Source organism: Mesorhizobium sp. P3_A9 (genome assembly GCF_056402975.1).
On record NZ_JBFUGJ010000158.1, the window covers coordinates 1 to 13,407 of the forward strand.

Below are 13,407 nucleotides of genomic sequence, written 5' to 3' on the forward strand. Positions count from 1 at the left end.
GTGTAGAGATCGCCGACCGCTTCGGTGAATTCGTTGGCGATGGTGGCGGAGATTGTCGTTGCCGGCGCGAACAGCGAGGTCGAGATGCGGTGCGCGTTGCCGATGACGAAGGTCACCGCCATGGTTTCACCGAGCGCGCGGCCGAGGCCGAGCATGACGCCGCCCATGATGCCGATGCGGGTGTAGGGAATGACGACGCGGCGGGTTACTTCCCAGGTGGTGCAACCAATGCCGTAGGCCGATTCCTTCAGCACGGGAGGCACCGTGTCGAAGACGTCCTTGGTGATCGAGGTGATGAACGGCAGCACCATGATGGCCAGGATCATCGACGACGTCAGCAGGCCGATGCCGTAGGGCGGGCCGGCAAACAGGCTGTTGAGGCCGGGAATGCCGTGGAACACGCTGATGACGAAGGGCTGCACCGTCGTCTGCAGGAACGGTGCCAGCACGAACAGGCCCCAGATGCCGTAGATGATCGAAGGGATGCCGGCCAGCAGTTCCACCGCCATGCCGATCGGGCGCCGTAGCGGGCGTGGGCAAAGCTCGGTGAGGAAGACGGCGATGCCGATGCCGAGCGGCACGGCGATCAGGATGGCGATGGCAGAGGTGATGATGGTGCCGTAGATCGGCGCCAGGGCACCGAATTTCTCCGTCACCGGGTTCCAGCTTTCGCTGGTCAGGAAGGAAAAGCCGAAGGTCGAGAGGGCTTGCCAGGAGCCGGCAAACAGCGAGATCGCAACGCCGCCGAGCAGGACCAGCACCAGGATCGCGGCAGCACGGGTCATTCCGTGGAAGATCGAGTCGGTCAGCGCGAAGCGTCGGACGATGGCATCACGCGAACCTCTAACGGCTGGCAAGGCTTCCTGGACAGCGCTCATGTCAAGCTCGGCTCTTTCGAATTGAAGGAAAAGGAGCGCCGCAAGCGCGGCGCTCCTTCAAGGGATGTTACTCGCCGGCGTAGACGGGCTTGCCGTCGGTCTGGATGTCGGTCTTCCACGAAGCCTTGATCAGGTCGACGACGCTGTCGGGGATCGAGACGTAGTCGAGCGCCTTGGCGGTTTCCTTGCCGTCCTTGTAGGCCCAGGCAAAGAACTTCAGGGCTTCGCCGGTGGCGGCGGCATCATCCGGAGCCTTGTGGATCAGCACCCAGGTGGAAGCCGCGATCGGCCAGGTGGCGTCGCCGGGCTCGTTGGTGATGATGACGTTGAAGTTCTTGGCAGTCTTGAAGTCGGCATTCGAAGCGGCAGCGCCGAAGGATTCGAGCGACGGCTCGACGACCTTGCCGGCTGCATTCAGCATCTTGGAGTAGGACAGGTTGTTCTGCTTGGCATAGGCGTATTCGACGTAGCCGATGCCGCCATCCGTCTGCTTGACGGTGTTGGCAACGCCTTCGCTGCCCTTGGCGCCAACGCCCGTCGGCCATTCGACGGCCGTGTCCGAACCAACCTTGTCCTTCCAGTCGGGCGAGAGCTTCACCAGATAGTTGGTGAAGTTGAAGGTGGTGCCCGAGCCGTCCGAACGATGTACGACGGCGATCGCGGTCGACGGCAGGGTGAGGGTGGGGTTCAGCGCCTTGATCGCGGCATCATCCCAGGTGGTGATGGCGCCGAGATAGATCTGGGCAATCGTCTGGCCGTCGAGGACGAGTTCGCCCGGCTTGACGCCGGTGAGGTTGACGATCGGCACGATGCCGCCCATCACCATCGGGAACTGCACGAGGCCGTTCTTTTCCAGGTCGGCGTCAGACATCGGCTTGTCGGTGGCACCGAAAGTCACGGTCTTGGCGATGACCTGCTTGATGCCGCCGCCGGAACCGATCGACTGGTAGTTGAGGCCGATGCCGGTATCCTTCTTGTAGGTGTCGGCCCACTTGGCGAACACCGGGTAGATGAAGGTCGAGCCGGCGCCGGAAAGGTCAGCTGCCATTGCTGCGGAAAGGGTGAAGGTAGACGCTGTAGCCATTGCGATCGCAACGGCCGCCGAGCGGATGAAATGTCTCATGTGGCCTGCTCCTGTTCGGAAGATGGTCTCTCGGCGCGTTTTCCTAACCAGCGCCCGCTGAGGCCAATAGCCTTCGATTATAACAGTCGCATGACAGTTTCGTGTCAGCCCGGTAACGCGTTGCCGGCACTGGAAAAGGCGGTGGCGTCGGGCGATCATGGCCTGATCCGAGTTTGCCCCCGGAATCAGTGGCTTGAGCCATCCACCGGCTCGAGCCGCCGCCGGATTCGGCGGGGCTTTTTCAGGTGAAGAAAATCCGGACGGGAGTGCGCTGCTCAAGACCAGAGCGTGTCATGGCCGGGCCATCGCCAAAAACAGGTCCGTTGGGGTAGGTTGACGCTGTTCCATACTGGCGGTCGCTGCTCCCGCCCGTAACTGCAAGGGCGGAATTCGATGTTGCCATTGTCCCGGCTCGGCGCGGCCTTTGATATGGTGCGATCGCACCATAGGCATTGCACGCAGGGGTAGCAGCAAATCGGCGATTGATTCCCTCGGCTTGCCTCCTCGGATCCCTGAAACCACGCGGCCGGATGCTATCCCGCGTTGCGTTGGACCTGGCTGCCGGCGCCGATCCAGCGCTCGACTTTCTCCAGCAGGGCCCTGGGGCTGATCGGCTTTGGCAGATAGTCGTCCATGCCCGCCTCCAGGCAGCGCTCGCGRTCGCCCTTMAGCGCATGCGCGGTGACGCCGACGATCGGSACATGCGTRCCGSTYTCYTSYTCCAGCCGGCGRATSGCGGCSGTSGCYTCGAGCCCGYTCATCTCMGGCATCGAGACATCCATCAGGATCATGCRCGGAYTGAGCYKGCCGAARGCGTCGAGCGCCTTGCGGCCRTTGCCGACGATCTCGAAGCCGTAGCCGGTCTCGCCGAGGATCTGGGTGAASACCATCTGGTTCACCTCATTGTCCTCGGCCACGAGGATATCCAGCCTGTGTCCGCCATCGCCGGTGGCAGGCAGCCTGGGACGAACCGGCGGCGGCTGCAATTGCGCGCGTTGTTCGTACGGCGCCAGCGGTGGCCGCTGGGGGGCATCAAGCCTCTCGGTTGCGATTTGCTGAACCGGCCCATCCATGGTGTGGCGATGGCGCTGGATGGTCGCCACCAGCGTTTCCAGAAGCACGGAGGAGCGCGCCGGCTTGATCAGCTGGGCATCGATGCCGAGATCGCGGTAGCTGGTGTTGGCGAGCGACTGGTCGACCGAGGTCAGCATGATGATCGGCGTGTCGGCGAGGCCTTCGGTGTTGCGCACGATGCGCGCCATTTCGGCGCCGCTCATCTCGGGCATCTGGTAGTCGAGCACGACGCAATCCACGGCCACGCCATAGGCAGCGGCGGCGATCAGCACCTTCAGGCCCTCGGCGCCGCTCTCGGCCGCACAGGAATCGAACGTCCACGAGGTCATCTGCTCGGTCAGGATGGCCCGGTTGACGGCATTGTCGTCAACGATCAGCACGCGTGCGCCCGTCACGTCCACCGGCATGATGCGCTGCCCGTTCTGCTGACCGGCCCTGGGCAGCGTCACGGTAAACCAGAAGGTCGAGCCCTTGCCCTCTGCGCTCTCGACGCCGATGGTGCCGCCCATCAGCTCGACCAGTCGTGAGGTGATGGCAAGGCCAAGCCCGGTGCCCTCGTGCCGCCGTGTCGAGGAGGTGTCGACCTGGCTGAATTTTTCGAACACCAGTTTCAGTTTTTCCTCGGGGATGCCGATCCCGGTATCGGTAACCGAGATCGTCAGCTTGGTTCCGGTCGGGACCTTCTCGCCGGTCACATCGACCAGCACATGGCCCTCATCGGTGAATTTCACCGCATTGCCGACGAGGTTGGTGACGATCTGCCTGATGCGGCCGACATCGCCGATGAACAGGCTTTCGAGCCTCGGCTCGACACGCACGATGAGCTCGAGGTCCTTTTCCTTGGCGCGCGTCGACACCAGCGTCGCCACGTCCTCGATCGCCTCGGCAAGGTTGAAGGGTGCCGGATCGAGCACCATCTGGCCGGCATCGATCTTGGAGAAATCCAGGATGTCGTTGATGATGGTCAAGAGCGCGTTGCCCGACTTGACGATGATGTCGGTGAACGTCTTCTGCTTCGGATCGAGATTGGATTTGGCCAGGAGTTCCGCCATGCCCAGCACACCGTTCATCGGCGTGCGGATCTCATGGCTCATATTGGCGAGGAACTCCGACTTGGCGCGGTCGGCGAGCACGGCGCGCTGGCGCGCCTCGCTGAGCTCGGCCTCGCGCATCTTCAGTTCCGTGATGTCGGTGGTCGATCCGATCAGGTAGAGCGAACCGTCCGACGCGATCATCGCGCCCTTGCGCGCGAACTGATGCCTGACGCTGCCGTCGGCAAGCCGCACGGTCTCCTCGATCTCCTGGGTGTCGCCGGTGCGCAGCACGGCCAGATCGCCGGCCACGAAAGCCTCGCCGTCCTCCCCGAAAATCTCGATGTCGGTCTTGCCGATCGCATCTTCCCTGCTGAGACCGGTGAGGTCGCACCAGCCCTTGTTGACATAGAACTGCCTGAGATCGGAGCGCTTGGCGTAGATCGACACCGGTACGTTGTCGATCAGACTGCGGAACACCTCGTTCTCGCGCATGCTCTCTTCCAGCGCCCGCTCGCGCGCCTTGACGTCGGTGATGTCGGTGCTGGAGCCGACCAGGTGCATCGATCCGTCGATGGCCACCAGCCGGCTCTTGCGCGTCATCAACTGCCGCACCGTGCCGTCGAGATGGGTGACGGGCTCCTCGACCTCGAGGCCCTTGCCGGTTACGACGACCTCGGTGTCGTCATGGCTGTAGCTTTCCGCGTCTTGCGTGCCGAACAGCTCGCGGTCGGTCCGGCCGATGACGTCTTCCTTGGCAAGGCCCGTAATCGCGCACCAGGCCTTGTTGACGAACTCGATGCTCAAATCCTGCGCCTTGATGAAGGCGGCCACCGGCAACTCGTCCATGACGTGCCGGAACAGATCGATCTGGCGCATCGAATCGCGCAGCGCCGCCTCACGGCTCTTGATGTCGGTGATGTCGACGCGCACGCCGATGAACGTGCCGTCCTCGGTGCGCATGTCGTAGACCTGGTACCAGCGACCGTCCGCATTGAGGCGCTCATAGGACGAATTCGGTAGATGGTAGCGCGCCAGCACGCCGTCGGCCCAGCGTTCGGTGTCAACGTCGTAAAGCTTGTCGAGCTCGGGATCGCCACACGAGCGGAAATAGCCGACCGCATGGCCGAACTCCAGCGCCTCGCGGAAGGTACAGCCGGGCTGCCAGACGGGCTTCAGCGCCGGCAGCGAGTCCTGCAGCTTGCGGTTGGCGAAGACGAACTTGTCGTCGCGGTCGTAGATGATGACGCCGGCCGGCAGCGATTCCAGCACGCTGGCGAGATGCTTGCGCGCATCCTGTGCCTCGGTCTCGCGGCCCTTCATGTCGGTGACGTCGACATAGGAAATGAGCCGCTTGCCTCCGGCCAGCGGCGCCAGTGATGCGACAAGCGTGCGCCCGTCATTGTGTGGCAATTGTCTGGAGCCGGCGACGCCGGCCCTGATTTCGGCTTCGCGCTCGGCGGTATGACGTTGCCAGGCAATTTCATCGGCGCCGTAAGGGTCAATGCCCCGGCTGGCTTCCATCAGCTCGCGAAAGGCCGAGCCGATCCCGGCACGGCCTGGGTCGATCCTCCAGAAGTCATAGAAGGCGCGATTGATGACTTCGGCGCGCATATCGGCATCGATGACGAGAACGCCGATCGGCATCTGGTCGACCATGGTGCGCAGATTGACGAAGGTCTCGGCGATCTTGGCGTTGGCGCTTTCGATCTCGGCATCGCGCCGCTTGAGTTCGGTGACCTCATAGTAGGTCAACAGCCGCTTGCCCCCGGACAGCGCCGTCACCGAGAATATCATCGTCCTGCCGTTGGCATGGATAAATTCGCGTGGCGCGACGAAGCCTGCGCTAATCTCCTCGATACGGGTGGCGAGGTAGCGCTGCCACTGCAGGTCGTCGATGTCGCCATAGATGCCATTGCGGCGGTTGAGGTCCATCAACTGGCTGAACGGAGCGCCGACGGTCACTGCATCATCCGGGATCCTGGACAGATCGCGATAGGCCTTGTTGACGATCAGCGTGTCGAGCTTGGCATCGAGAAGCACGACGCCCATGTGCATGGCGTCCATTGTCCGTTCGAGATCGGCAAGATGCCGGTCGGGTTCGCTACCCGGCAACGGGTTCTGCTCAGCGGTCTCGAAGGCGCTGGCCAGCGCGGTGACGTTGCGGCCTATGCCGCGATAGCCGGCGAATTTTCCTTCGCCGTCAAACCGTGGGAAGCCTGAGGTCAACACCCAGCGGCAGTCGGCGCCGCCTCCCTTCAATTCATAGACGAAGTCGCGGAAGGGCCGGCGCGCCTGCAGATCCTCCAGATGCGCTGCCGCGCTGTGGTTGCCCTGATTGAGGAAATCGAAGCGGAACCGGCCGAGCACATCAGCCGGATCGATACCGGTGGCCGCCTGGTAGGTGGGGGAAAGCCAGGAGAATCGCAGTTCGGCGTCGGTCTCCCAGATCCAATCCGAGCCAGCCTCGACCAGTTGGCGAAGGGCGTCGGGCGAATCCATGTCTGCACATGGCGGCGCGTCGCCGCGGTGCACCGCCTTGCCGGGCCCACGCTTGCCGCGCGCGCCGATTGCTTCTTCCGCTTCCGCCATGCTGCCCCCACCCCGAAAATCAAGGCCGAACCCTCCCTCCGCGGTTCGTCGGCGGAATGTGCCCGAGAAGCATTAACGATCCGCTAACCTTAACGGCGCAACCAGTCCGTTCCTCCTGCGTTATTCGGTCCGGTTGTCGGGTGCACCAAGGCCGCGTTATAAGCCTGTGCAGGGGTGTTGCTTATGATTGGACGGATAGGGCCTTTCTTGCTGGGCGTGGTGCTGCTTTTCGGCAGTGGCTGTTCGCGCAGCTATGACGGCACGGTCATCATTCCGCGGCCGCTCGACGCCAGGCGCTTCTGGGACCGGCCGCCGCCCAATGTCGACTACGCGCCGCAGGTCGACAACGGCGCCTTTCCGGTGCCGCCACAGTCGCCGCCCGGACGATTTTCCGAGCGCAAGGTTTTTAAACCTGGCGTGCAGAGACGGCATCAGACGAGATTTTCCCCGCCGCCTCCCCCGCCCTCTGACCCGGAAAAGCAATTGGCGTGCAAGAACGTAAGCGCGCCAGGACAGCGGGTCCGCATGGTCTGCGAATAATTTCGGGAAAAATCTCGAGCCTTGTGCGGACAGGGCCTATAGCGATGCCGCGCCCTTCTTCGGTTCCTTCGCTCCAAGCTTGTCGAGCGCAAAGCGAACCTGACGCAAATCGTCCTGCCAGCCGTCATCGTCGCCCATGGAACTCTCCGACGCGGCCCGCTGCAGGCCCCGCGCCTCGGATTCGATCTCACGCAGTTCGGCTATCTTCTCGTCATTGGTCAGGGAGCCGTTTTCGACGATCTCCAGAACCCGCATTTCCCTGAACGTGGCCATGGCGTTTCTCCTGGCTGATGTCGACCACAACGCCGTGAGCGCCCCTCTGTTCCAGACGGTCCTATAGCCCGCCGCAACCTGTATCTGATGGATGCGCAGGTAGAGCGGCGGTCATTCAGCCGGGAAGAAGGCCGGGCCAACCACGCGCACTGGCCGCTTGCTGGCCTCGATCGACTGCTCCTGAGCGACACCCAGAGCCTCCGCCTCGGATTGCGGGATTGCCGCAACGCTGCCGACTTCCGGGCTGCCGACGTCCGGCTTTGACTGCGGCAGCGGAATGATGGCATTGCTCATGTCTGTCGGCGTCACAGTCCTTGCCCTCAGTTCGGCGACCCGCTGGTAGTAGCGCTTGGCGTCGCAGGCCTTGAAATTGGCATCGTCCCGGTAGCGGAAAGCCGACGGCAGTTCAGTGTAGGGTTTGCGCGTATCAAGCGCGACCATCTTTTCGGTTTCCAGACTGGCATCGCTCAGCATGTAGAGATCGACGGCCGGATCGTCGCAGATGTAACGGCACTGATCGGCCATATCCTTGACATCTTCGCTGCCGGCGAATTGCGACTTTGGCGCGGGGAAGAAATAACCATCCGACAGGCGCACGCAAAACAGCATCGAATTGCCGGCATAAATCGCTCCGCCCGCCGTGGACTGGGTCTTCGGGCGCTGATCCTTCGCACCGCAGCCAAGCGCCGCGAACCGTGCCTGCAGGCCCGAAACGTCCCGGCCGGAACCAGCCGCAATCTGGCGCAGCACCTCCGTCCGGTTTCTGGCAAGATCGGCACAAGCGTTGAAGAAGCCGCCCGTGGCACTTTGCGCCGTGCACCGGCGCTGCCTCTCCAGGCCTTGGATCGCCGCAAGCTGGCGACGCAACTGCGCCAATTCAGGGCTCACGCCCCCACCGCGGCCGCCGGAAAGCAACTGACCTCTGATCGCGCTGCAACTATCCGCAAGGGAAGACGTCGTGCCGAGCGCAAAGGCGGCCACCGTCAGCGCGATCATGATGAGAAGCCAGGAGCGGATCATCGCGACGACATTGTCCTTGCGGTTGACGGACTGGGACCACATTCATTCGACTGGGGTAACTTTCGACTAAATGAGCTATACCTAATAATTAAAGAATTATGACCTGAGTAGGCCTTCATCTATTGTAATAGAATGGCCCCTGTAAATTCGATATTACATTTTTATTTCAAGATTGAGACGACCCGGAAAACAATGCGGTCAGACCGGCGACTGTCGAGATTGCCGGGCTATGGCATCAGCCAACGATCAATCCGGCGTTATCGGCAGCTGACGCTGAAACCTTTGCCTGACTGCGGCGTTGATAGGCAGAGGAGAACGCAGATGTCGATCCACTTCACGGTATCGGAACTGACAAGGAACCTTTTCCATTCTCTCGGGCTGGATCATGAGCGCGCGCCACGACCGCTCAATCCCGAGCAAAGCCTGCTGCTGGAGTGCTATCTGGCCGGGCAAATCCCGGAATCGGCCTGGAGCGACTATGTATTCGAGACACCGGACCTGGCACGGCATGCCGAGGTTCGGCGCCTGAGCCATTGAGCAATTGGTTGTGAAAAGCAGCTTGGCGGAGGCGGACAGCCTTGCCCGGCGACGCGCTTTGGTCCGGCGATTTCTCGATGAAAGATCGCTCGAGCCGCTATTGCTTTGGGGAAGCCAGTTGCAGCGTGAAGACGTTGCCGCCAATGCCTTTCGCCAGCGCCGGCGAAAGGGTCAGGGGCGTGCAATTCTTGACGGCCGCGATGGCGGCATCGATGAACGCCTTCCGCGCCTTGTCATCACCGGCCACCTTGGCGGCGGTCGGCCGCGGCGGACCGATCAGCGAGCCGTCACGCTTGAAGCTGAAGCTCAGGGTTACGGTCGACTTCCCGGCATCCGCTGGCGGCGTCCAGCACGCCTGGATCGCGGCCCCGACATCATCCATCGTATTGAGCACTGCTGCCTGTGACGGGAGAAGCGTTCCAGCCAGCGTGCCACCAGCGATCATCAGCATTGYTGCCACGCATTTCATCGCAAACCCTCATCTCACTCCAGGTCGGCATTCCAAGCCGAATCCGCTGAAAGGGATGTTAGAGCCAACACCGGCGGTGACAATATACTGGCGCAAAAAGTTGATGCTTCGGCGCTGCCTGATCACCGTCGCGCGATGTCCCGGCATGAGGCCCGCTAGAGCAATTCCAGGAAAAGTGTGAGCGGTTTTTCGTCAGGAATTGCGTCAAAACAAAGCGTTAGAGCGGTTCGCCGTTTCCATGAAACGGTGAACCGCTCTAAAAGCAAAAAGGCCGGCACGGAGCCGACCTTTCCTTCCGCCGATAGTGCGCCAGTACATCCGTGGTCGCGCGGCGAATTCCCAGCAGTAGACAGGGCTTAGGTTAACGAATCCTTAAGCTGAGGCCTTCGCCTGCGACCTTACATAAGCGATATAGCCACGCACGTCGCCGGCTGGCTCGGCGTAAGCCTTGCCGAGCTTCTTCTCGATAGCCGCCATATACTCCTTCGCCCATTTGGGCAGGGCGTAGTCGATGACCGCCAGGAACTCGAGCGTCGCCGCCAGCCGGATATCGGCGATCGACGGGTTCTTGCCSCCGATGAACGGCTTGCCGTCCCKGAAGAAGCTGTGAAAAACCTCCAGCGGCTCGGCGATCGCGGCCATAGCGGCCTTCTGTGCTTCCGACTTCTTGTCGGGATGAGCATCGCTGTGGCCGACCTCGCCGGCATAGTGCGGGAAGCCGAGCGCCGGATAGGTGGCGCGCGCCACATAGGGATAGAGCGTTCCGATCAGGTAGAACATGGCGCTGTCGATCATCGCCCGCTTGGCCGGCGCCTTCGGATAGAATTTCTCCAGCCCGTGCTTGTTGGAGAGATACTGCATGATGGCGCAGCTTTCCCAAAGCACGCCTCTGGGCAGCCCCTTGTCCTCGATCATCGGCGTCAGATGCGCCGGATTGCGCGCCAAATATTCCGGCGAGCGCGTGTGGCCCCAGGCGTCGGTCTCGGCGGCTTCGAACCCGGCCGCGCGGGCGAACACCCGCACCGTCATGTTGTTGACGCTCGGCTTCAGCATGCTGAGCTTCAGCGCCGGCTTTTTCGCCGMTTTCGCCTTGGCYTTCGGTGCGGACGTCTTGGCCACCGGTTTTGCCGCCGCCTTCGCGGCAGCCTTTGGCGCCGGCTTGGCTGCAGGCTTCGCAGCCTTACTTGCCGGCTTGGCGGCTGCCTTGGCCGCCGGTTTCCCAGCACTCTTGGTCACTGTCTTTGCCATTATTGTCCTCCCTCTGTTTTTGTTGGCCGTCAGTAAGGGTTCTTCGGCGCCCGGTCGTCCGACAGGGTCGCGCGGGAGCTCTCGACAAGMGCCTGGATCGCGTCGGCGAGGTGCACCTCGGCAATGTTGTAATCGCCGCGCGCGACGCGCAGCCGGTGCGCCTGCATCAGCACGTCGGCATGGGTGAAACCAGCCGGCGGCTCGAAGCGGTAGGAAGCGAGCTCGATCAGCAGGCCGAGCGGATCCTCGAAATAGATCGAATCCATGAAGCCGCGATCCTTGACGCCGCTGTGCTTGATACCGCGCTCGCCGAGCCGGGCGACCGCCTGCAGGAAGGTGACGCGCGACACCGCAAACGCGATGTGGTGGACGCAGCCCGGATCGGTCGGCGTGCGTCGTTTCTGCGGCGTGCGGCTCTCATCGGTGAAGATGGTGATCAGCCGGCCGTCACCCGGATCGAAATAGAGATGGCTTTCGCTGGCCTTGTCGAGGTTGGGCTGCTCGAAGATGAACGGCATGCCGAGCACGCCTTCCCAGAAATCGATCGACGTCTGGCGCCCGGCGCCGACCAGCGTGATGTGGTGGACGCCCTGCGATTGCAGCTTCTGCATTGGCCTTCTCCCCGCGGCATCGGTTGCCGTCCGGATCCGCCTGGCACGCGGCATTCTCTGTGCCGCTTGAGCTGTGCCTCGAAATCCAGACGTGATGCTAATGCAATCGGCCCCGCCGCGCCAGAAGCGGCGAGCCCTATCATTGCATGACGGTGAAACCGCTCTTGGCCGTAAAAGCCTGGAGGATCAATTCAAGAGATGGCGGGCGCTATCGCAACGCGGAAGCCGCCCTCGTCGCGTCCTTGCCGAAGCGGAGGCTACGCGACGGCCTTGAGCTCAGCTTCCACCAGCATCCCCAGGCCGCCACATTCGGCGCACGCGACGGTCTTCCCCGGGCAACTGATCTGRTGCGTCCCTTGGGGGCAGCAATGCCCCTTCGACTCGCTCCATCTGGAGCAATCGAAAATCTTGCCGCCGCCATGGCAGCGCGAGCAAATCATCTTCCCTGACGCCATTCCAACTCTACCCAAACCCAAAATCCGCTGTCCGCAGATGTTACCCCGGCCTCGTAAGTAACAGGGATTGTTGCGCTTTCAAGCGCCGCGGGCTGACTTAAATTGGGGGTATTCGGGCATGCGAGCCGCCGGGTCGCGGGCGTCGCCAGTCAAGAGCAACCTACATCGTGCCTTGTCTGAATGCCGCCAAGGCTAGTCGAGAAACCTGATCTTCGTGAAGGACATCATCTCTCCCATCACATTGCCGCTGTCATCGACCTGCTGCCCTTGCCCGACTGTAACGGTCACGCGTTTTCCCTTGTAGCGGGACGGCATCACGGTTTGCTCGTTCCAGCTTGCGCACTCGGGCGCGGCACACAGGCCGACTTGCTCGACCTTCTTGCCGTCGACAATGGTCAGATAGCAATTGTCGCCACATTCGAAACCTCGAATGGTGCCGGTGATCTTCCTGTCCTTGGAGAACGACGGACTGCACTGGGCAATCAGGGACGCGGAAATGAGGAGCGGCAAAGCCAATTGTTTCATGCCGCCAACTTGCTGCAACATGCCGTACTGCGCAAGCATCACATCTGGCAGAAAATCCTTGGTACGCCCAAGGGGAATCGAACCCCTGTTCCCGCCGTGAGAGGGCGGTGTCCTGACCGCTAGACGATGGGCGCGCTCAAGAACCGGCGATATAGGCTGACGGCTGAGAAAAAGCAACTGGGGTTCGGCCGCTTTCCCTTATCGGGGAAAAGTCGGCTGCAGGCCTAGCGTTTCGGCTCGATCAGATCCCAGAGATTGCCATGGAGATCGGCGAAAACCGCGACCGTGCCATAGGGCTCGAAACGTGGCGCCTCACGGAATTCGACGCCCTTTTCCAGCATCGCCGCATGATCGCGGGCAAAGTCGTCGGTTTCGAGGAACAGGAAAACCCGGCCGCCGGTCTGGTTGCCGATACTTTGCCTTTGCGCCTCATCAGACGCCTCGGCCAGCAGCAGTCTGGCGCCCTGCCCGTTGACCGGCGCCACCGTGACCCAGCGCTTGCCGCCGCCAAGATCGACGTCCTCGAGGAGCAGGAAACCCAGCCGCCCGACATACCAGGCGATCGCCTCGTCATAATTGGCGACGACCAGCGCCACGGTCGCGACACGCCGATGTTCGGCAAAGCCGGTCATTTCGGCGACAAACGTGTTTGTTGCATCGTTGCTGGCAGCCTATTTATTGCGAATTGCAAACTGGCCGATCAGCCTGCGCTCGGCGATATCATAGATGAAGATCGCGCGGCTGCCGTCGGCAAGCTCGGCGTCGATCGAGATGCGATTGCCGGACAGCGACTGGCTGACCACTTTCGCGCCGACCGGCAGCACAATGTCGCCACTCAACGGCTCGCCGGCGGGCACCTGGATATCGCCAGCCAGTGGCGGGGTCACCGATGGTGCTTTACGGGCTTTGTAGACAATCGCCGCGATCACCACCATAAGGGCCAGCAGCAGCAGGCCGAGATTGATGGCCATGAAGCGGACGAGCTTGCCACGCATCTTTTCGACCCCGGGGTCGAGCGGCTTTTCCTGATC

13 protein-coding genes and 1 tRNA gene are annotated in these 13,407 nt (G+C 62.2%); 2 read left to right on the forward strand and 12 right to left on the reverse strand.

All coding sequences use genetic code 11. The features are described 5' to 3' along the window. The 3 genes from pstC to AC1DX0_RS20490 form a co-directional block, all read right to left on the reverse strand. Positions 1-878, reverse strand: an 878-nt coding sequence (gene pstC / locus AC1DX0_RS20480) for a phosphate ABC transporter permease subunit PstC (protein ID WP_477356622.1), incomplete at its 3' end; no start/stop codon positions are given. Positions 879-945: 67 nt separating this feature from the next. After that, the gene (gene pstS / locus AC1DX0_RS20485; protein WP_477223200.1) at positions 946-2,001 is read right to left on the reverse strand and encodes a phosphate ABC transporter substrate-binding protein PstS; all 1,056 of its coding nucleotides are present in this window, start codon (positions 1,999-2,001) and stop codon (positions 946-948) included. A gap of 533 nt (positions 2,002-2,534) precedes the next feature. Further along, on the reverse strand, positions 2,535-6,698 hold the full coding sequence (locus AC1DX0_RS20490) for a PAS domain-containing protein (RefSeq protein ID WP_477356624.1): 4,164 nt from the start codon (positions 6,696-6,698) through the stop codon (positions 2,535-2,537). 216 nt (positions 6,699-6,914) lie between these two features. On the opposite strand from AC1DX0_RS20490, the gene AC1DX0_RS20495 reads away from it, so the two are divergent. Further along, complete coding sequence (locus AC1DX0_RS20495) at positions 6,915-7,238, forward strand: hypothetical protein (protein WP_477223386.1); 324 nt, start codon at positions 6,915-6,917, stop codon at positions 7,236-7,238. A gap of 36 nt (positions 7,239-7,274) precedes the next feature. On the opposite strand, the gene AC1DX0_RS20500 is transcribed toward AC1DX0_RS20495, so the two are convergent. Both AC1DX0_RS20500 and AC1DX0_RS20505 read right to left on the reverse strand, forming a co-directional pair. After that, a complete protein-coding gene (locus AC1DX0_RS20500; RefSeq protein WP_477223198.1) occupies positions 7,275-7,511 on the reverse strand; it encodes a hypothetical protein in 237 nt (78 codons plus the stop codon). Between the two features lie 111 nt (positions 7,512-7,622). Continuing rightward, on the reverse strand, positions 7,623-8,573 hold the full coding sequence (locus AC1DX0_RS20505; protein ID WP_477223197.1) for a DUF2865 domain-containing protein: 951 nt from the start codon (positions 8,571-8,573) through the stop codon (positions 7,623-7,625). A 279-nt stretch (positions 8,574-8,852) separates the two neighbouring features. Between AC1DX0_RS20505 and AC1DX0_RS20510 the strand changes: the two genes are divergently transcribed. Next, the gene (locus AC1DX0_RS20510) at positions 8,853-9,068 is read left to right on the forward strand and encodes a hypothetical protein (protein ID WP_477223196.1); all 216 of its coding nucleotides are present in this window, start codon (positions 8,853-8,855) and stop codon (positions 9,066-9,068) included. 97 nt (positions 9,069-9,165) lie between these two features. Here AC1DX0_RS20510 and AC1DX0_RS20515 read toward each other — a convergent pair whose 3' ends face one another. From AC1DX0_RS20515 to AC1DX0_RS20545, 7 genes are all read right to left on the reverse strand, one after another. Continuing rightward, positions 9,166-9,537, reverse strand: coding sequence for a hypothetical protein (locus AC1DX0_RS20515; RefSeq protein WP_477356626.1), 372 nt, complete (start codon positions 9,535-9,537; stop codon positions 9,166-9,168). A gap of 372 nt (positions 9,538-9,909) precedes the next feature. Continuing rightward, a complete protein-coding gene (locus AC1DX0_RS20520) occupies positions 9,910-10,785 on the reverse strand; it encodes a glutathione S-transferase family protein (RefSeq protein WP_477356628.1) in 876 nt (291 codons plus the stop codon). Between the two features lie 29 nt (positions 10,786-10,814). Next, the gene (locus AC1DX0_RS20525; RefSeq protein WP_477223193.1) at positions 10,815-11,396 is read right to left on the reverse strand and encodes a VOC family protein; all 582 of its coding nucleotides are present in this window, start codon (positions 11,394-11,396) and stop codon (positions 10,815-10,817) included. A gap of 647 nt (positions 11,397-12,043) precedes the next feature. Then, positions 12,044-12,415, reverse strand: coding sequence for a hypothetical protein (locus AC1DX0_RS20530; protein ID WP_477223192.1), 372 nt, complete (start codon positions 12,413-12,415; stop codon positions 12,044-12,046). A gap of 20 nt (positions 12,416-12,435) precedes the next feature. Beyond that, a tRNA-Glu gene (locus AC1DX0_RS20535) sits at positions 12,436-12,510 on the reverse strand. 90 nt (positions 12,511-12,600) lie between these two features. Next, the gene (locus tag AC1DX0_RS20540) at positions 12,601-13,008 is read right to left on the reverse strand and encodes a VOC family protein (protein WP_477223191.1); all 408 of its coding nucleotides are present in this window, start codon (positions 13,006-13,008) and stop codon (positions 12,601-12,603) included. 39 nt (positions 13,009-13,047) lie between these two features. Further along, positions 13,048-13,407 (reverse strand): fimbrial protein (locus AC1DX0_RS20545; RefSeq protein ID WP_477356630.1); only part of this gene is annotated, 360 nt, incomplete at its 5' end.

Bases quoted from the DNA above. Each gene is read 5' to 3' on its own strand.
- pstS (WP_477223200.1), bottom strand. From the start codon at position 2,001: ATGAGACATTTCATCCGCTCGGCGGCCGTTGCGATCGCAATGGCTACA.
- AC1DX0_RS20500 (WP_477223198.1), bottom strand. From the start codon at position 7,511: ATGGCCACGTTCAGGGAAATGCGGGTTCTGGAGATCGTCGAAAACGGC.
- AC1DX0_RS20505 (WP_477223197.1), bottom strand. From the start codon at position 8,573: ATGTGGTCCCAGTCCGTCAACCGCAAGGACAATGTCGTCGCGATGATC.
- AC1DX0_RS20510 (WP_477223196.1), top strand. From the start codon at position 8,853: ATGTCGATCCACTTCACGGTATCGGAACTGACAAGGAACCTTTTCCAT.
- AC1DX0_RS20530 (WP_477223192.1), bottom strand. From the start codon at position 12,415: ATGCTTGCGCAGTACGGCATGTTGCAGCAAGTTGGCGGCATGAAACAA.
- AC1DX0_RS20540 (WP_477223191.1), bottom strand. From the start codon at position 13,008: ATGACCGGCTTTGCCGAACATCGGCGTGTCGCGACCGTGGCGCTGGTC.